General features: G+C 58.2%; 19 protein-coding genes. 5 read left to right on the top strand and 14 right to left on the bottom strand.

Translation table 11 applies throughout. The features are described 5' to 3' along the window. Positions 1-1,167: 1,167 nt before the first annotated feature. Entirely contained in the window at positions 1,168-2,301 is a 1,134-nt protein-coding gene (locus H0V34_06705) for a dipeptide epimerase (GenBank protein ID MBA2491399.1), read from the top strand. A 142-nt stretch (positions 2,302-2,443) separates the two neighbouring features. On the opposite strand, the gene H0V34_06700 is transcribed toward H0V34_06705, so the two are convergent. After that, the gene (locus tag H0V34_06700) at positions 2,444-3,157 is read right to left on the bottom strand and encodes a hypothetical protein (GenBank protein MBA2491398.1); all 714 of its coding nucleotides are present in this window, start codon (positions 3,155-3,157) and stop codon (positions 2,444-2,446) included. Between the two features lie 267 nt (positions 3,158-3,424). Between H0V34_06700 and pyrF the strand changes: the two genes are divergently transcribed. Continuing rightward, positions 3,425-4,174 (top strand): orotidine-5'-phosphate decarboxylase, encoded by a 750-nt coding sequence (gene pyrF, locus H0V34_06695; protein MBA2491397.1) that lies wholly within the window; start codon positions 3,425-3,427, stop codon positions 4,172-4,174. A gap of 225 nt (positions 4,175-4,399) precedes the next feature. Beyond that, positions 4,400-4,810, top strand: coding sequence for a hypothetical protein (locus H0V34_06690; GenBank protein MBA2491396.1), 411 nt, complete (start codon positions 4,400-4,402; stop codon positions 4,808-4,810). A 29-nt stretch (positions 4,811-4,839) separates the two neighbouring features. On the opposite strand, the gene H0V34_06685 is transcribed toward H0V34_06690, so the two are convergent. The 3 genes from H0V34_06685 to H0V34_06675 all read right to left on the bottom strand — a co-directional run bounded on the left by H0V34_06685 (position 4,840) and on the right by H0V34_06675 (position 6,413). Next, on the bottom strand, positions 4,840-5,241 hold the full coding sequence (locus H0V34_06685; GenBank protein MBA2491395.1) for a type II toxin-antitoxin system VapC family toxin: 402 nt from the start codon (positions 5,239-5,241) through the stop codon (positions 4,840-4,842). After that, the gene (locus tag H0V34_06680; GenBank protein MBA2491394.1) at positions 5,238-5,471 is read right to left on the bottom strand and encodes a type II toxin-antitoxin system Phd/YefM family antitoxin; all 234 of its coding nucleotides are present in this window, start codon (positions 5,469-5,471) and stop codon (positions 5,238-5,240) included. The genes H0V34_06685 and H0V34_06680 overlap by 4 nt, the downstream gene beginning before the upstream one ends. Before the next feature lie 102 nt (positions 5,472-5,573). Continuing rightward, positions 5,574-6,413 carry an endonuclease/exonuclease/phosphatase family protein gene (locus tag H0V34_06675; protein MBA2491393.1) on the bottom strand — a complete coding sequence of 280 codons (840 nt, stop codon included), beginning with the start codon at positions 6,411-6,413 and terminating at the stop codon, positions 5,574-5,576. A gap of 114 nt (positions 6,414-6,527) precedes the next feature. Here H0V34_06675 and H0V34_06670 point away from each other — a divergent pair, with 114 nt between their 5' ends. Then, complete coding sequence (locus H0V34_06670; GenBank protein MBA2491392.1) at positions 6,528-6,794, top strand: hypothetical protein; 267 nt, start codon at positions 6,528-6,530, stop codon at positions 6,792-6,794. A gap of 1,229 nt (positions 6,795-8,023) precedes the next feature. Here H0V34_06670 and H0V34_06665 read toward each other — a convergent pair. Next, a complete protein-coding gene (locus tag H0V34_06665) occupies positions 8,024-8,422 on the bottom strand; it encodes a type IV pilin protein (GenBank protein ID MBA2491391.1) in 399 nt (132 codons plus the stop codon). Between the two features lie 185 nt (positions 8,423-8,607). Here H0V34_06665 and H0V34_06660 point away from each other — a divergent pair, with 185 nt between their 5' ends. Next, positions 8,608-8,787, top strand: a complete 180-nt coding sequence (locus H0V34_06660; GenBank protein MBA2491390.1) for a hypothetical protein — start codon at positions 8,608-8,610, stop codon at positions 8,785-8,787. Between the two features lie 2 nt (positions 8,788-8,789). On the opposite strand, the gene H0V34_06655 is transcribed toward H0V34_06660, so the two are convergent. From H0V34_06655 to H0V34_06615, 9 genes are all read right to left on the bottom strand, one after another. Continuing rightward, positions 8,790-10,280, bottom strand: a complete 1,491-nt coding sequence (locus H0V34_06655) for a hypothetical protein (GenBank protein MBA2491389.1) — start codon at positions 10,278-10,280, stop codon at positions 8,790-8,792. Next, the gene (locus H0V34_06650; protein ID MBA2491388.1) at positions 10,166-12,580 is read right to left on the bottom strand and encodes a hypothetical protein; all 2,415 of its coding nucleotides are present in this window, start codon (positions 12,578-12,580) and stop codon (positions 10,166-10,168) included. The genes H0V34_06655 and H0V34_06650 overlap by 115 nt, the downstream gene beginning before the upstream one ends. Positions 12,581-12,646: 66 nt before the next feature. Next, positions 12,647-13,186 (bottom strand): pilus assembly protein PilZ, encoded by a 540-nt coding sequence (locus tag H0V34_06645; GenBank protein ID MBA2491387.1) that lies wholly within the window; start codon positions 13,184-13,186, stop codon positions 12,647-12,649. Positions 13,187-13,193: 7 nt separating this feature from the next. Next, positions 13,194-14,021: a PilW family protein gene (locus tag H0V34_06640; GenBank protein ID MBA2491386.1), complete on the bottom strand. Its 828-nt coding sequence runs from the start codon at positions 14,019-14,021 to the stop codon at positions 13,194-13,196. Then, positions 14,018-14,629 (bottom strand): type IV pilus modification protein PilV, encoded by a 612-nt coding sequence (gene pilV / locus H0V34_06635; protein MBA2491385.1) that lies wholly within the window; start codon positions 14,627-14,629, stop codon positions 14,018-14,020. The genes H0V34_06640 and pilV overlap by 4 nt, the downstream gene beginning before the upstream one ends. A gap of 8 nt (positions 14,630-14,637) precedes the next feature. After that, positions 14,638-15,183 (bottom strand): GspH/FimT family pseudopilin, encoded by a 546-nt coding sequence (locus tag H0V34_06630; GenBank protein ID MBA2491384.1) that lies wholly within the window; start codon positions 15,181-15,183, stop codon positions 14,638-14,640. 528 nt (positions 15,184-15,711) lie between these two features. Further along, entirely contained in the window at positions 15,712-15,918 is a 207-nt protein-coding gene (locus H0V34_06625; protein MBA2491383.1) for a DUF2442 domain-containing protein, read from the bottom strand. 88 nt (positions 15,919-16,006) lie between these two features. Then, positions 16,007-16,939 carry a 4-hydroxy-3-methylbut-2-enyl diphosphate reductase gene (ispH, locus tag H0V34_06620; protein ID MBA2491382.1) on the bottom strand — a complete coding sequence of 311 codons (933 nt, stop codon included), beginning with the start codon at positions 16,937-16,939 and terminating at the stop codon, positions 16,007-16,009. 252 nt (positions 16,940-17,191) lie between these two features. Then, entirely contained in the window at positions 17,192-17,665 is a 474-nt protein-coding gene (locus tag H0V34_06615) for a lipoprotein signal peptidase (protein ID MBA2491381.1), read from the bottom strand. Positions 17,666-17,688: the final 23 nt, after the last annotated feature.

Below are 17,688 nucleotides of genomic sequence, written 5' to 3'. Positions count from 1 at the left end.
GCGGGTCTTGAGTCTGAAGTTCGTTGAATGCCTCGCGGCCTGAAACTGAAAACCCCGCAGAGAGGAGAAGCCCGGCGGGGTCCGCTCGCTGGCTGAATCACGCGGAGTTCCGCTTCACCGCGCCTGTCCCATCGCCCGTTGCTTTCAGCTAATCGGCGATGGTGAGCTGTCCAGGTAGCATGCTGCGCAACGTTCGCCCTGGGATGCGTCTGTCCCGGCCCAAGGTCCTTAACTTCCCGTTCCGCTTAATCTGGTCGGTGTGGGTTGCTGACGTGGTGTCAGGTAGTACTTCTGCTTAATCTCACCAAACAAACACCATGCCTTCGACTTCTCGCCAGCGGGTCCTGCCCAGGAGTGAAGCGTCCCCTCCGTATCCCCCATCGGGGTTCACCAGCCGATCGGCGGCGCTGCGGATGCCATAGCAATTAACGCCTTTGTCCCGTAAATACCGATGGTCGCCGCTCGCTGGCCTAGCGCGCTCCCATATATCGCTTGCCTGGTTGCAGGCGTCGGCATGTTGCCGCTCACGTTCAGCTTTTCGCCTGCCAGCTTTCAGACGAGTCTTGCGACCGATACACATAAACGCCGCCCTTGCCGTCGGCAGAAAGGTCGAAAGTTCGATTCCTCTCGCCGGCACCATGAACGTGCCGAGTATTTGCGGCGTCCGGCAGAATTCAGAATGGGACGGATTTAGAGCGCCCCTAGCGGCGGCATTTCAGTCACAATAACAACCTTGTCTCGCAAACCTGGAATTGCTGGCGTGGTTGAAGAATGAATCGCGGATTGAGCTTTCCATAAGACGCGGGCAATAAAAAAGCCCCGCGAAAAGAGCGGGGCTTCAAACGGAGTTTACATGTCCGACCACCGCTCGGAGGCTTGCGGCGATCGGGTGAGAATTTACTAGAGTGTCGCTCCAGTGATCCATCGACTTCCGCATGAGTGGCGTATTTTGGGCGACGAGCAGTTGCGATGCAGCAGTGCGCGCCACTGTTCCGTGTCGCAAGCGCTTCTAAATATCCAAAGACACTGGCCTTGCGGCGAAAATGTTACGGCGTACGAAACACGATGCTGGATTGCACGCACTTCCACTGCCAATAATTCTGTCGGCATCGCCGCGTTCAGCAGAAAGTTACCGATCCCTTAAGACACAGCGCTGAGGAATAAGACTTGCCGTCAATCGCGCGGGTTGAAATACGGCTGCTGAACGTTCCATTACTGGCGCCGTTTACGATCGCGGTGTCGCGTCTGGATCACATCGCCAACGTCGCTATCCGCTTGGAGCTCGACGACGGCAGCACCGGTTGGGGGGAGACGCCGACCCTGCCGCAGGTCACGACCGAGGATCAGGCGACCGCGTTTCGATTACTAAGCGAACAAGCGCGCAAGCTGATCGGGCGCGATGCCGGCGAATGGCGCCGGATCGCGCGGGATTTGGCCGACGAGTTGCCCGAATATGCCTCAGTGCGCGCAGGTCTGGAGATGGCGCTGATCGACGCGCTGTGTCGATACTGGGACGTGCCGCTGTTTTGTTTCTTCGGTGGCTGCCAAAGTCGTCTCACCACCGATATCACTATACCGATCTGCGCCGCGGACGAGGCGCAGCGGCTGGCGGCGCAGTATCAGCACCGGGGCTTTACCACACTCAAAACTAAAGTGGGGCTTAATCCATCCGAAGACGTCGAGCGTGTGCGTGCCATACGGCGCGGCCATGCGCTCTGCCGGCTGATCCTGGATGCCAACGAAGGCTATACACCTGAGCAGGCGCTTGAGCTTCTGAAAGTGCTGCGCGCGCATAACATCGAGCCGGACTTACTGGAGCAACCGGTAGCCCGCGAGGATTGGGAGGGTATGGGCCGGCTGGCGCGCGAGGCCGGCGTGCCGATCGCGGCTGATGAGTCTTGCCGTAGTGCACGAGATACGTTGCGCATCGCGCGCGACAGTCTGGCGCAAGTCATCAATATCAAGCTCGCGAAATGCGGCGTCGTGGAAAGCATGGCGATCGTCGCGATAGCAAAGGCCGCCGGAATTGATCTCATGATGGGCGGCATGGTGGAAACCCGTTTGGCGATGGGGTTCGCTGCCCACTTCGCGGCGGGCCTGGGAGGATTCGCCTGGAATGATCTCGACACGCCGCTATTGCTGGCCGCTGACCCGGTGCGCGGCGGCTACGTCGCGAACGGCGCGGAATATGATCTCGACACGGGATCGACAGGTCACGGCGGAGCGCTGGATGGTGAATACGAGTCGCGTTCCCCAGCGTCGTGCGATGCCAAACCGCTGCGCATCAAGAAGCCAGTCTAAACTGGCTACTGTCATTCTGAAGGCGCATTGCGACCGAAGAATCTCGTATCTCCGAGAGGCTACTTATGAAGATTCTTCGCTCCGCTCAGAATGACAGGAGACGTTTTGGGGCAGGCGCTAAGCAGTGCGCTGCAATTGACTATCACTGAAGCGGCAATTTTACGATGCGTTTCTCATCGCCGATCCGCAGGCCCAGACGCAGTTGCGTGGCGGAACTCGCCTCGTTCTTGCCCGGAAAGAATAGATAACCGTACGCCAGTTCGCCCGGCTGCACGCGCCGGTTACGTAGCGATTCGCGCGCCAGATCGTCACTGATCTTGCGGCCGACTTCGCGATTGGCGTAGGCGCCGCCGCCCACGCCGCCCAGCGCCACGCCGGCGGCTGCACCTGCCGCGGCAGCGGTGCCCACGTTCTCGCCGGTGACCACTCCCACAGCAGCCCCGACCAGCGCCCACGCGGCGCCCAGCAGCCCCGCGGGCTTCGCCGCGCCGGCGACCGTTTCGCCAACATCGACCTCACCTTTCACCCTTTCGTATGCCTGATCGGCAGTCAGCAACGGCCACGCCTGACCCTGGGCGTCGATGAGAAACGTCTGCCCTGGAGACACGGCAACCCGCTTGCCCGCCTGGTTGTCGATCACGAAGCGCACCGGCAACAGACCCGCGGATCGCGCGTCGAAGCCGAGCGCCGACTTTGCAGTCGCGGGCTCGACATATGCCTGGGCAAGTAGCTTGACGCCATCGACATCCACGTGCCCTGGCTGCGCTTCGGGTAGCGGCACGGGCGCGACTCTGTCGCCATACGTCGAGCAGCCGGCAACCGCCGCCAGAATCGCGGCCAGCAGGATCGTCGGCATCCGGAATGCGCCCCCCACGATTTATGCGTGACGGTTTTGCCACAGGCTGCGCAAGCGCGGATTGGAGACTCATATGATTTTCCGTAAGCGTTAAGGTTGATGGAGTTTAGTCCAGAGCGTGCGCGATTTCATGCTCGCCAGCCGCATTGTCGAATGCGGTACACTCGAATCCTGCGCCTTAGGATTTCGCGGTCCGGCCTGCGATGCCGCCGCCGGGTGCATGGATACACCGCGCCCTGATTGTTCGATGACCTGCATGCAGCAAACATGAACGAATCCATTAACAAAAAATTGCATTACCTCTCGCGGAAAAATATTCCGGTCCGGGAACGCCTCATTCACGCGCTTGACGTTGCAAGCGCGCAGTTCGCGAGAAATACGGTTGAAAGCCTCGGCGACACCGTGCGCTTCTACAAGGTCGGCCTGGAGCTGTTCATGGCCGATGGTTATTTCGATCTCATCGACTGGCTCGCCACGCAAGACAAGAAGGTGTTCGTGGATCTCAAGTTTTTCGATGTGCCTCAGACGGTGGGCGCCGCGGTCCGGCGATTGAGGAACCGCGGCGCGTATTTCGCAACCGTGCACGGTAACGACGCGATGCTGAAGGCGGCGGCCGCGGAGAAGGGCAACACGCGAATCCTCGCGGTTACGGCGTTGACCAGCCTCGACCAGGCCGATCTGGACGACCTCGGGTTCCGATGCGACGTGAACGCGCTGGTGCTGTCGAGAGCCCGCCGCGCGCTGGAGATCGGCTGCGACGGCGTCGTATCCTCTGGTCTTGAAGCGCGCGCATTGAGAGAAAAGCTTGGTGACCGGCTGCTCGTGATCACGCCAGGCATCCGGCCGGTGACCAATGCGGACGATCAGAAACGGGTGGTCGATGTGGAGGACGCGTTTCTGAATGGCGCCGATTACATTGTCGTCGGACGCCCGATCCGCAATGCCGATGACCCGAAAGCCGCCGCCGAAGCGATTCAGTCGCGCATTGCCGGCGTTTTTGCCAATCTTTCCCATTAAGAAAGCACTGAACAACTGCATTTCGAAGCCCTTCGCTGGCGTTCAGGATAAACTCCGCGAGAAATCTTGCGCCGCGAAGACGCGTCTAAATCAGTCAGTTACAAGATATCTCCGCTGGAGATGACAGCGTGACAGCGTTTGATCAGAGGCTTCTTAAAGTAAATCGTCGCGCATAACGGACAATCCCGATGCTTGAATTAATCGCCCGTTTTGGAGCCCGTGCCAGTGAAAGAGCTATGCCTGGAATTGCTGCTAGTGGCCGCGCAATACGCGGAGTACACGCCGCCGGACCACTGTCCGCAGATCAGTCTGGCGCCGGCGGTCGAGATCCGCCGCTACGTTTGTCCCGGCCGTCAATGTCCCACCGTCGGGCTTTACATTTACGATCGGGACCGATTGCTCATCCAAAAAGGACGCAGGCTGTCCGACATTCGCACGCGCTCGGTAATCGTGCACGAACTCGTCCATTTCCTTCAGGACGTGGCCGGCGAATCCAGCGATCGGAGCTGCGACGCCACGTTGCTGCGCGAGCGCGTCGCGTTCTGGACGCAGGAGCATTATTTGCGCAGTAACGGCATCGACGCCCGCCTGGAGCACAACATGGCGTATTACAGTTGCGGTAAAGCGGCGCGCTGACGTTCGATGCAAAGGCTGATTATGTGGGACTATTGGGCTGCGTCTTGCGACTTTGGGACTTGCCGCCATCGCAGAAGTCGCGCATCGGCTGTCACCAGAGTTGCTTCAAATCTCATGGCAGTGGCGGCAATGAAGCGGTCGGCTGGATCTTTATGCAGGCCCTGAAGCTGCGCGGCTAATATCGCGATCGAGCCGTCGAGCGGCAGTTCGAGGAGACCCGCAGCCAGTAGGTCGGCGCGCCAATCCTGTGGCGTCGCGGGCAAGCGAATTCGGTTGTTTGAATACAGCAAAGCGCATTCCCAAAATGTGATTACGCTGACCACGACTTCACCATCTTTCCACGCCGCTTGAATCACCCGGCGCGCCTTCACGCCCAGCTTGGGATCGTCAGCATCCATCCAGATCAGGGCGTGGGTATCCAGCAGGATCACTTAAGCGCTTCCCACTCATCGACATCGATCGGCTCCATAATGTCGCCCAGGATTTCGATTTTCCCCTTGTGAATGCCGAAGGGAGATTGAACGCGTTCGCCGGTAAAGGGCCGCAGTTCCGCCACGGGCTTGCCATTCTTGGTGATCACCAGGCAATCGCCGTCGGCGGCGATTTTATCCATCACGGCAAGGCACTTAGCCTTGAATTCAGAGGCCTTCATTGTTTTCATCGGAGCTCTTTTAACTATGGTCACGATCATAGTCATTTTCTCGCTTTAGATCCCGGCGTGCAAGTGTGGTTGCCCGGGGCGTGGCTGAAGATGAGCAGTTGATCAAAGCTTGAACGTGGCAACCAGCGGCAGATGATCGGATGCCTGCAGAGCTTCGTCCGACTCGTCCAGCTCGCAGAGTGTGAGGCGTTCCGCCAGCGCCGGGTTCGCGAAGACATAATCGATGCGAACTACTGGGGGCATCATCAACCCGTCGCCGATCCGGATGAGCTGGTCTTTGCGAATCGGCGTGCCTTTTTGTGAAGCACCGTCGGTCAACGGATGCAGACTGTAGCCGGGCGCCTGGTTCTTGCGTTGGTAACAGTCGATAAAACCCGCCATTACCATAAGGTCAGTAGCTCGGGTCCAGTCTTCTGGACCGATAACGCATTTGTTGAATGCGGCGATGCGCTGCACGCCGAAATCCAGACCTTGCTCGCCGCGCGCACGCGAGTTGAAATCGCCGGCGATGCAAATGAACGCATCGCCTTGTACCTGCATTAAAGCCAGCAATTTACGCAACGCCGCGATCCTCTCGCCCTCGGCCGGCGGCCAGTGCATGAGATGGATGCTGTAAATGCCCAGGGTGAAGCGGCCCAGATCGACCTGAAAATAAACATACTTTACGCCGCTGTGCGTGGCGGTCTGTTTGACCGGCAGCTTTGAAAAGAGCGCGGGCTGAAACTCGCCGGGAATGTTCTGCACATGCTTGAACCCCTGTTCATCCGCCATACCCCCCCAGCAAGCATCGTCCCCGCCTTCCTGCATGCACAGAACATCTGGATTGTGTCTGGCGATGAGCGCGGCGATGCGCTCACGCCGATTACCGCCCTCGCCAATGCCGTCGCGCAGAATGTTGAAGGTCATGAGTTTGAGAGTCGTGCGACGCTCACGATCAGTCATGTGCTATTCCTCAAGTTATCGTTTCAATCGGCAACGCGCGCGCGTGGTTCGCGTCCTAAGTACACTGAGCAAGCAGTTTTACAGATTTATGCTTATCCATATATGCTCATCAATATGAAAATCACGCGCAATCTGGACGAAGAACTCACGCACGGGCTCAAGCGGCGCGCAGCCTGGACGCGCGTTACTGTTACGCAGATTATCGAGGATGCGGTTTGCGACAATTTGCTTCTAAATGAAGGGTGCCGCACGGAAACCTTCAAGTGTCAGTGGGCGACGGTTCGAGGGTGCGCCCAGCCGGATATCGATCTCACCGACAGGGACGCGCTGATCGATCGTATGGAAGATCAAAGTGATCGCGGTCGATACAAATTCTGGTGAACCGAAACGAACCATCCGAACGATAAGATTGGACGATGCGCGATAGCGGATACCGCGTTCGATCAACGCGATGCAAACAACTGGACGCGCGCAGTACGAGCACGCGGAATGATGTGCTTACTTCGCGCGACGAACCGCGTCAAGCGCGAGATACGTGAAAAGACCGCCGGCGGCGATCAGAACAATAGACATTAAAATTTCCATTACTTGAGCCTCCGGACCTCTTGAATGCGGCCCTCTATGCGGCGATGGAGAGCTAAACACCCTACGCCGAGTGACAGCAAGACAACGATGCCGCTAACGAAAATCAGCCAATGCGCGGATCCGAAATTGCTGAGTAGCCATCCGACCAAGCTAATTGTTGTAACGATCATGATGCCGAGAGCCAGAGCTTAAGATAGGCGAGCTCCTCTTTAAGACCATCCAACTCAGACATATACGAGTGCGGGTCGACTCTCCACGTGGGCATATTAAACCAGTGCGGTCGTGGTGGCTAACATCCCAGGCGTTTCGCGACCTGACTTACCGACAGCCTGGAAAACAGCCCGGAGTGGAATTCGCCCGGTATGCGGTGAACATGCTTGTGGCCGTGTTCATCCGCCATTGCGCGACAGAAAAGGTTTTCGCGAGCGTCACCAAGCGTAAACAGTGAACGGGCAACCGGCGACTCGGCGTAACTTCCAGCCACGAGCTTCAAGAAGGCGGGCAAACTCGTTGCCGACAATGCATTCATATTGCTATTTCAATGACGCGTGCCCGATTCTATCAAAGCTGGATCTATTTCTACTGATAGGCATCCCTCTCCGTTTTGTTACGCCGACCACAGGTGAGTATACGTCGCATCATCGCCTAGCGTGAACTCGTGATCGAGCGGTGCAGTTGCAGATATGGATCATATCGAGAACCTCCCCATTTGTTTAGCGAATCGCTCGCGAATTAGTTGAACGCACCCACCTCTGGTGCTGTAAATGTCCGCTTCGTCGCCGAAAACATGCCGCCCGCCACGTCGGCCAGACAGCCATTGGTCGGTAAATCCGACCTGCTCAGTAAATTGCGTCCACGCTGCAGCAGTCCGACTAGCGGATGAGAGCAAGGTTGGAAAGCTGTTGCTAACGATGCAGCGGACGTACTGCAAACCGTTCTGAAGAGCTACGCCGCTGGCTGGGAAGATTGAGAAGATTGATCTAGGGAAACTCGCGCGCGGGGTGCATTAGGCATGATCCGGGAATCTACCAATGCCCCGTTTTTTCTCCGCGCGAGTTCAAGGTCAAGGTTCCGTCGTCAACTTGTGCTCCCTGCCCAGTGGCGGAGAGATTCACGCAAGCGTTGAGCGCAGCCGTGCCGCAGGCCGCCGCGGTGATCCGGTACCAGCCTCCGTCGGGATCAAGGTTTCCACTGACCAAGGTATAGCCGAGCTGTGCAAGGTCAGAGGTGTAGGTGTTGTTCGAACTGTAATATCGTTCCTGCGCAGCCATGATCTCCATTACCAAGGCCTGCCCTTCGGCGCGACGACTGCTTTGTAGCTGATTCACATAGCTGGGGTATGCAATGCCGGCCAGGATAGCAACTATCGCGACGGCGATCATCAGCTCAACCAGGGTGAAACCACGCGCTTGAATCTTTGCCATACTCATAATCATGTTTCCTCGAAAATCCTAGATCCAGTTCTTGACTAGTGCGTCACCAATATCATGGTCTTGAGCGTTGCAGAGCTAGCCTTGGGGCCAGGTGGAGAAACGGAGTAGCCAACCTCATCTCCGACGCGGTATTCGACGTTTGGATCGGCCACGAGATCGGCAGGCAATATGTAAGAGTGACCATCGATGCGAACGATCCTGCCGGCTCGGTCAATGTGTTCTATCGTGCCCACTCGTTCGTAGCCGAGTTCCTCGCGTTGCGAAAACTGGCTGTGCGCGGGCGCCGCGCAAATAGCGGCGAGGAAACTAACGATGCACCATGCTCTGAAAACCATAATGCGTCCCTCAACAAATAAGATCAGCGAAGCTGGCGCCAGGTCTGGCGACCAAGATCCTTGTTGCCCGCGTTCGCCCGCGTAGATTCGATTTCGCCGGTCGAGCCGGGGGTGTATTGATATTCCACTGGATCCACTCCCGCCACTATGCCCGGCGTTGGAATGATGCCCACATCGGACTGTTTGCCACTGACCTGCGTGTCACCAACGCCGTCCCCATTAACGTCCGCATAATCGTTGTTGTCAAACTTGCCGTCGTTATTCAAATCGAATGGTGAAAATGCCATCCGTGCACCGCTGACCGCGTCCAGTTCCATAAGCCAACCGCTACCGCCAAAGTCGCACGCGTTGACGATCGCGGTCGGGACCAAGGTCGGGAAGATAATCCGCCCGTTTCTCAGAATGGGGTTGGACACCTGGCGCTCGCCGCCATTATTTGCGTTACCGCCCTCCGTATTCAGAAGATCCATATACCAGCCTAAGTGCGTGGTCGGTGGAGAATCCGCCGGATTACCGCTCGTGCCGTGCCATGCGATCTTATTGTCGGTTGTTACTCGCACGTTGTAGCCGTGCACCGTCGACTCATCGATGATCTGCTGTTTCAACAGGTGCGCACGCGTGAAAGGAGTCAGCGTGGACTGATTCTTGTCCCAGATACCGTAGAAGGTTTGGGTGTTCTGGCCGGTTGGGGAGTTATCGGTCGTTTCGATGTACTTGCCCGTGCCAAAATACACCATGACACCCTCTTGTGTAGGCAGCCCCATTGGATGCATGCCTATCTGCGGCCGCTCCGTGATCGGCTGTAGTTGATTGGTCGCGTTTCTGGCCTGAAAGAGTGGCACTCCTGCGTACGCGACACCCCAGGAAAGGGCGTTAGGCGACGAAACGTCGAACTTCCACATATTGCCAAGCAGGTCTCCCGCATAGATGTAGTCGACAATGGAGTCGCCATTGATATCCACGGGCGCGGGAGCGGCCAGCCAATTGGGTTGAGTGGTGTTGCCCGCGAGCGTGTTGATCTTCCTGATGACGCTGCCGTCGGCCAGATCGACGATGTACAACACCGCTCTGCCGTTAGTGCTGTTGTAACCGTTGCCGAATACGGCCGCCCAACTGCCGTTCTTCATGCGGACGATGTTGATTTCGCCAAAGGTGAATCCAAGATCCGCGCCGTCGGTGTCGGTGTGATTGAACTCCCACAGAACGCGGTCGGCGACGCTCGACTCCGCGGTCGATGATGTTACGGGCTGCGTTACGTCCAGCGCGTAAACGCCGCGCCCACCAGCGCGCAGACCGCCGACGAGAATGGTTTTCCACGCGCCACTGACGAAGGCATCGACCGCCGTGGGTGACCCGTCCACGAAATATTGGTGGCTGTAAGAGCGGTTCGTGAGTTTGCTCAGGTTAGGAAATACCGCGCTCGGCACGTAAGCAAATCGCTCGTTGCCGCCGTTAGCCCCGCTGCTGGCGTCGAGGGCGTGCAGCATGCCGTCGTTGGCGCCGACGTAGAGCATGTGGGTATGCGGCTGGCGTTCGCCGCCCGGAAGGAAGCGTAGGACGTCTCCGGCGCCCCCACCCCCCAAGTCTTTGGATAGACAAACGACGGTGCGCCCACGTAGGCGGGCGCGGAATAAACGATGTCGCCTAGCACGCTGGAGCGATTGCGAAATTCGGTGACAATGCGCCCGCGTAGATACTCCAACCGACTCTGGCCTTTCGAATCATTGTCAACGGCAATGGTAGCGGGATTGTCGTTAAGTGCGCCAACCTGCGTCGAGTCCAGTTCGTTCGCCGCTGGCGAGGCCGAATTTGCGGGCCAGCGGAACACGACGCCGTCGCGGTTTGAAGGTTTGTACGTGACGATCTTGCGGCCGGTATTCCAGTTTTGTGTATCGATAATTTCCCCCGCATCCCACACTTGGTCCGGGCATACTTTGCCTTTTGGATCATCTTCGGTGCAGCCGTAGGAGTGATCGACGCCGTCGTGCACCGCGTATTCAACCAATTGACCACTCCAGTCACCGCTATCGAAGCGCGCCTGATAAAGCTTGGTGTTGCTGACAACCGACCCCGAGTTGAGCGCGACCGAGGCTGCTGAGCCGTTGCGGTCCTTGATCGCGGAGATCGAATCACTCAAAGACTGCGCGAAGGTGCTCGGATCGGACGCGCTGAAAAACTGTCCATGCCCGTTGACGGCGGCATGCCAGAGGTCGTCTGTTTTTTCGGGATTTTGCGAGCCGGCGGTGCTGGGTTCCGGATTCGGCCACTGCTTTGTACCGTTGATGAGCGCCGGAAAGTCTGTGGCTGGATCAAGGGTGCCAGAGACGCCCAAGCCGACGGTGAAGGTAGTCAGGTGTTGCCAGAAAGCGAGGTCGAGCGGATTCGTAGTGACGTCGTTGGCGATGCTAGTCCGCAAGTCACGTCCCCAATAATACATGGCCACGTCGGCTAGAGTGCCGCCATTGGGATTCGAATGTGCCCAAACGTCCTTATAAGGGGCGGCTGCCACGTACCTATACGACTTAGAAGGTAATAAAGGGTCATTTTTTATGGTTGCTGCTACGGGTACTGTCGTGTTGTCGACATTAGCTCTTGCACCGGATGTCGGTGCCGGATCGTCGTTCCAATAGCCGTCGGTCATCAGAATTTGATAGCTCTGGCGGCATTCTAGATGAGCCGCGCTACTGGTTGTGCCAGGTGTCGCGCTCCAAGGGCCGCTGTTGTCAGTGCGCTCGAAGTACTTGCCGACGTTATCCACGGCGCGTCTCAGGGGCGTGCCCGCGGCGGGAATGACGTGATCGTAAAGTTCGGTAAAAAAGGCATCGCGATCGGTGCCGGAAAAGGGACGCACACCCTTAACCATCGCGCCCGGGCTGGTCTGTCCGTCGATGCTTTTCGATCCTTGGTTAATGGCCGCGAACCACACCCGCATGCCCGGACCTTGCTCGGCAAACGCCCGACCGATGCCCGCGCGAGAGATGAGAATGCGCGAGCGATGGTACTGAAACCAGTTCGCAAAGTTCTGGATTTCCTGGTCGCGGGTGCGGGTCATCGCAAGGCCCGTTATTGGATCGGTATACGCGAACGTTGCCCCCGCTGACGTGGTGGTCGTGATCTCCACTCTTGCATAGCTGCCGCGCTCGGTTACCGCGCCGCTGGTGTAGTTGTAGTAGGTGATGGGCCAGTACGTATGCGACTGCGTGGGGCCGCCAGAGTAATTGAGTTCATTCGCCGCCTGATAATAGGCGTCATTGATATTGCTCGATGCGTACACACCCGTGTTGAGGCAGTTGCCGGAGGAGCTCGGGCCGCAATACCCAAACCATAAAGCGCTCTGGGTCTGCTGCGCGGTCAGGTTGAGCGTTCCCTGGCTCGTGATCCTGGGATTGTAGTAGGCGGCTGCAGGGTTGGCATTCGGCATCTCCGAGCCGTCTGAATTCAACCAGGGCAGATAGGTGACGTTGGGGTTGTAAAAGGCGAAGTTGTTGTGCGCGGAGCGCATGTAGAAATTGTGCAGGTTCTTGTCGAAGAAGTTCGGCACGTAATTGGTATAGGTGCCGCCGCCATAAGGCGCGCTCGGGCGGGGAAACATGAATGTGCTGACGTCGTGAAATCCCGCCCCAGGCAGGTATTCGAACTGCATGGAGCCGGAATCATCCAGGTTGAAGACGATGTTCGGCTCCACGTTGCCGCCCAGGAAAAGTGGGCCGTTGCTTAAATTTAAGGGCAGCGCCGCCACGGAGGCGGCGTAGCCGAGGGCGGCGGCCAGCGCCGCGCTGCTTGATACGGTGCTGACCGTTTTAAAGTATGTCATGGCAATCTCTTCCCCGTCCGCGCGTCGGCGATTTCTATTCGACGCCGGCCCACACCACCTATTTTTTTAGAATCTTCGCGCATAGGCCGTGCGCACGATCGCCTGAGTCGTAGCGGCGCTGCCGACGCCGCGCGCCGTCATGCGGTAAAGGTCGCGTCCCACGTTGTCGTTCGCCGTGCCGACGTTCAGGTTATCTTTAAGGAATTCGTCATGTTCTATGTAGTACTCGGGTAAAGCCGCGACCGCGGGGATTGTTCCCGCGTAAGCGCGTACGTTGTCCGAATCCCAGGTGCTTGTGGCCTCGATCGGATTCAGGGTCGCATCAACCTTGTCCCATACAACCTCGCAGGGCGCGGCGCATGATGTCGTGGTGTCGGGTCTCGCCACTAGATCATTCACCCAACGCTCGCCCTGGCGCAGCGCGGCCTCACTGGCCTCGAAGGCGCGATTGAGGTCGCCCACGTTGCCCGCCATCTTTTCCTGCAGCACGGTGGTTCGCATGGCGGCGATGCCGATGATAGTCATGACCAGCAGCATGATGAGGCTGACGACCAGCACGGCGCCGGATTGTGGTTGCGTGCTTGAGTTCCGTATGGGTTTATTCATGGATTGATCACGGGAGCAGGTTCCGCAGAGCGACCGTAGTGGTAAACACGTGACGGCGCACGCGGTCGTTGAACGGTCCTACCGCGGCATTGTTAAGCAGGATGTACGTAGTCGTGTCCGGGGCGTTGGTGACGTCCTCAACGGTGCTTAGCAGCAACGCCACGCGCACGCTCACGACGCGGGCCCAATCACCGTTGGTGGTCAACGTTGCGGCGGTACCGTATCGGTTCGCGGTGCGATCGGGATCGCCGTCGGTGTCTACGCCGTAAAGCACCTGCATACCTTCTACACCGTCCAGCATCGGCTGATCCTGGCCCGCGCCATCGCGACAGTGGAGCTGATTCTCCGGTGTGCGCACGTAGAGGGTGTTAATACCCAGCGCACCAGCGGCCGGCGTTGCGGCCAAACAATCGGTTAGCGGCGAGGGTACGCCGGCACCCGTACCCTGGAAGCGAAAGCTGAGTGTGTCGGTGCCGTCCCGAATGAGGTCGGCCGTATTCGCATTGCTGTCAGTGCCCGCTACAACTTGGGAAGCTGTTGCGAAGGTTGCAACCGTTGGCGCAATCGCCGTGGCGCTTGCCGGAAACGCGAAGTCATCGACGCCCAGCGCATTGGGTTTGAACCCCGCGTGGCGCAGATTAACCGCGAGGACGTCCATTGCGAAGCGGCCGTTTTCCTGCAGGCGCGAGAAACCCTCCTGCATTTGATAGCTTTGCCTACCACTCAGAAAGATATTGATCACGCCCGCCAGCAGCAGCAGCCCGAGGACCATCCCGATCATCATCTCGACCAGGGTAAAGCCGTGTTGGTCGCGGCTCGCGCCGTGTCGCGTCATAGCTGCACAACGATGCGCACGCAAAGCAGGTCGTCATTGTCCTGTGGTGGGCAGTTCCGCCCTGCGGCCCCCGTGCGGTCGCCGTCCCAGCGCACGGTAATGGTGTGTAGTGAGCCACGCGTGCAAGGAGTGTCGGCGCAAGCGATTGTCGCTTCGCCGGCGGGTAACAGGGCAGGCACTATCGGCGGGCCTGCGCGCCCCGCAACGCTTGCGTACCACTCGAACAAATCCGCCTGAGCCAGCTCGGCTGGGCCGCAAGTATTCGCCACCGAGGTGCCGGTGAAGTTCGTTATGCAATCGAAGCCAGAACCAGGGGCCGCCGGGGCGACCGGGGCTGTCGGTGGAGTATTGGCGTTGACTTGATAATTTCCGGCGACCGCCGCCGCCAAGTTTGCGCGCATGCGATCGGCAATGTCGTATGCGACATAACTGGCCTGGGTGCGCAGGTATGCACCGTGGTTGACGCGCAGCCCAGTCGCCTGCAATGCGGCGATTGCCAGCAAACCGATCGACACGATCGCGAGTGCGACAAGAACCTCGATGAGCGTGAAGCCTTTACTTTGCATGCGACGTGCGATCGCCGAGTTTTCTCCCCCGTCGGTTATCATCTGATTTCTTAACCAGATGCCGCGCACGTTGTCTGTGTAGACACTGTGGCTGCGATAGTCTGAGCGCGCCCGGTGCGCGCGATGACTACTGCGCGAGCCTCATCGAAGCCACGAGCGTCACACATGACCAAGGTGCCCATGGCGCACATGCCCTTCGGGTTGTAAGTGACGCGGTTCGTCACATTGTTGTTGCCGTAGAAGGTATAACCGGCATCCAGCGCCGGGTAGACGCGCAGCACTTCGTCGCCAGCGTTTATGGTAATGTTCCCGTTAAGGTCGGAAAATACAATCCAGCCGTTTTCCCAATCAGCGTCAGGATTACAACCCGCCGCCGTTCCTTTGCACACCGTCACGTCGACGCCGCGCTTAATGGCCTCGCTACGGGCGAGGTTTAACGCGCCAATAAACTCGTTGACGTTAGCGGCCATGCGGTTGGTTTGAATAAGTGCCTGGAAGCTCGGGATCGCGGTGGTGAGCAAGATGGCGGAGATGGCAATAGTCACGACCAGTTCCACGAGCGTGAAGCCGAGGAGAAAACGCTTGTTTCCGTTCATCGGCCTTAGATAGCAGTCCGTCCGGCCGCTGTCTCACGGAAGGTATGCAAGCGGCTGCAAAGCTAAGACGGGCGGCAAAAGGCCGACCTTTCGCTTTGAGGAGGAGAGCGGGCGGATCGTCAGCGATAAGTGGAGGGATCCGCGGAATTGCATGTGTTTGGTTCTGGAGAAGGTTGCCTCCCAACGGTAAATTGGCAGGTAACACTTCGCGCGTCAGACCGGCGGCGTATGGACATCGGCCACCAATACCATCGTCGGAGACAACTCGAGCCGCGATAGATGGCGCAAGATCGGCTTTTAGTCGGGGGCCAGGAAGATGCGAAGTGCCGCCACCCTTGTCGCGGAGTCAGCGCAGTTCCTTTGGCATGACGAACACGACTTGCTCGCGGACGCCGTTGTGCTCCTGCACGATGCTTGCGTACTTGTCGTGCAATAAAGCTACGACTCTTTCGACCAGCACTTTCAGCGCGGAGGGAGCGGACTTATACAGTGGCCGCCCGGCGTCCTCGGGCGAGATCTAATGATGGGTTAAGTGACCGTACGTTTTTCAAGCCAGCGCCTGAAGGATTCCTGACTCTCACCGGAACGGCGCCCGGCAATCAGACCTTCTACGCTAACGTCTTCGTCAAGGTCTTCCCAGTGAATTCCGGTACCCCGTCCAATCTTTCGCCAGTTCGTTCGCTCCGCGGCGGTGCCTTGGATTAACCGACGATACCACCCTAAAGGGAAGGATATGGTGCGGTCGTCGCCCGATCGACGGTGAGAGCGTCAGCATGACGGGGCGCGGTCAAATCGAATCGCTGTCGCCGTTCGTCTTGCGGTTCTAGCGCAGCTCCTTCGGCATCATAAACACCACCTGCTCGCGGATGCCGTCGTGCTCTTGCACCACGTTTGCGCCTTTGCTCTTCAGTACCTCGATCAACTGCTCGACCAGGATCTCGGGCGCGGAGGCGCCGGCGGTGACACCGACGGATTGCTTGCCAACCAGCCAGGCGTCTTCGATGGCTTCCGGCCCTTCGACCAGATAGGCTTCCACGCCTTTCTTCTCGGCAATTTCGCGCAGGCGACTTGAGTTCGAACTGTTGGGCGAGCCGACCACCAGCATCAGGTCGCACTTGTCCACCAGTTGCTTGACCGCATCCTGCCGGTTCTGCGTGGCGTAGCAGATGTCCTTTTTATAAGGTCCGATGATATCGGGAAATCTGGCGCGCAGCGCGTCGATGATGTCGCTGGTCTCGTCCATCGAGAGGGTGGTCTGCGTCACGAACGCCAGTTGCTCCGGATTCTTCACCTGTAAACTTTCGACATCTTCAGCCGATTCCACCAGATAGATCGCGCCCAGCTTCGCGTTTTCGTACTGACCGATGGTGCCCTCGACTTCCGGATGACCCTGGTGGCCGATGAGTACGGTCTCGCGTCCTTCCCTGGAATAGCGGCTGACTTCCATGTGCACTTTGGTTACCAGCGGACAGGTCGCGTCGAACACCGTGAGATTGCGCGACGCGGCCTCGCGGCGCACCGCCTGCGAGACGCCGTGCGCGCTGAAGATCACGGTGGCGCCGTCGGGGACTTCTTCCAGCTCGTCCACGAATACCGCGCCTTTGGTGCGCAGGCCGTCGACCACAAACTTGTTGTGGACGACTTCGTGACGCACGTAAACCGGCGCCCCGAACAGCTCCAGCGAGCGCTCGACGATATCGATGGCGCGGTCTACGCCGGCACAGAAGCCGCGGGGGTTGGCAAGTAATATCTGCATAAAATTAGGCTACAACGTTTGAGGACTATTGAGGCTCGCATAAGCACATTACAAACAAGCTGTTATCCTGAGCACAGCGACTGCTCTCGGCGTGAAACATCTGGTTTTCCTTGGCGAACGGAAGATTCTTCGGCTTTCAGCCTCAGAATGACATGATTCCCGAGCATTTAGTGTATCGCTGATCGCCGTTGATTAAAAACCGTTCACGATGACCCCTTTTAATTGATGACGGGCGGAATTGAGACCTCAGCGTTACCCGCGTTCCTCCCGGCTGGCAAAAAATACACCGTGCATAAGCAGGATAGCGGCGCCGACCGATATCGCAGAATCCGCGATGTTGAAGGTCGGCCAATACCATTGGCCGTAATACCACTGGATAAAATCCACTACATGACCATGGGCGATGCGATCGATCACATTGCCGAGCGCGCCGCCCAATATGAGGGCGAGCGCGGCCGCGGTCCAGTGTTCGCTGGAGTGCAGGCATTTCAGCCAGATAACGATCGCCACGCTCACAGCAATCGAAAGCACGATAAAAAACCAGCGCTGCCAGCCGTCCGCGTCGCTCAAGAAACTGAACGCCGCCCCCGTGTTATGTACGAGCGTCAGATTGAACCAGGAAAGCACCGGATGTGCTACGTGAGGTTCCATCCACGTGCTTGCCATCCACTTGGTGATCTGGTCGATCACAACCACCAGCATCGAGAGCCATGTCCATTTAAGCATGCTGATAATTATCCAAAAATTTA

The sequence above is a fragment of the Gammaproteobacteria bacterium genome, from assembly GCA_013696315.1.
Taxonomy (GTDB): Bacteria; Pseudomonadota; Gammaproteobacteria; order JACCYU01; family JACCYU01; genus JACCYU01.
The sequence above is the reverse complement of the archived record's forward strand: the minus strand, read 5'-3'. Positions and strand labels throughout refer to the sequence as shown.

Coding starts and splice junctions, on each gene's coding strand:
- H0V34_06700 (MBA2491398.1), bottom strand. CDS start 3,157: ATGCCGACGATCCTGCTGGCCGCGATTCTGGCGGCGGTTGCCGGCTGC.
- pyrF (MBA2491397.1), top strand. CDS start 3,425: ATGAACGAATCCATTAACAAAAAATTGCATTACCTCTCGCGGAAAAAT.
- H0V34_06680 (MBA2491394.1), bottom strand. CDS start 5,471: ATGAAAACAATGAAGGCCTCTGAATTCAAGGCTAAGTGCCTTGCCGTG.
- H0V34_06675 (MBA2491393.1), bottom strand. CDS start 6,413: ATGACTGATCGTGAGCGTCGCACGACTCTCAAACTCATGACCTTCAAC.
- H0V34_06670 (MBA2491392.1), top strand. CDS start 6,528: ATGAAAATCACGCGCAATCTGGACGAAGAACTCACGCACGGGCTCAAG.
- H0V34_06665 (MBA2491391.1), bottom strand. CDS start 8,422: ATGGCAAAGATTCAAGCGCGTGGTTTCACCCTGGTTGAGCTGATGATC.
- H0V34_06655 (MBA2491389.1), bottom strand. CDS start 10,280: ATGCTCTACGTCGGCGCCAACGACGGCATGCTGCACGCCCTCGACGCC.
- H0V34_06650 (MBA2491388.1), bottom strand. CDS start 12,580: ATGACATACTTTAAAACGGTCAGCACCGTATCAAGCAGCGCGGCGCTG.
- H0V34_06645 (MBA2491387.1), bottom strand. CDS start 13,186: ATGAATAAACCCATACGGAACTCAAGCACGCAACCACAATCCGGCGCC.
- H0V34_06640 (MBA2491386.1), bottom strand. CDS start 14,021: ATGACGCGACACGGCGCGAGCCGCGACCAACACGGCTTTACCCTGGTC.
- pilV (MBA2491385.1), bottom strand. CDS start 14,629: ATGATAACCGACGGGGGAGAAAACTCGGCGATCGCACGTCGCATGCAA.
- H0V34_06630 (MBA2491384.1), bottom strand. CDS start 15,183: ATGAACGGAAACAAGCGTTTTCTCCTCGGCTTCACGCTCGTGGAACTG.
- ispH (MBA2491382.1), bottom strand. CDS start 16,939: ATGCAGATATTACTTGCCAACCCCCGCGGCTTCTGTGCCGGCGTAGAC.
- H0V34_06615 (MBA2491381.1), bottom strand. CDS start 17,665: ATGCTTAAATGGACATGGCTCTCGATGCTGGTGGTTGTGATCGACCAG.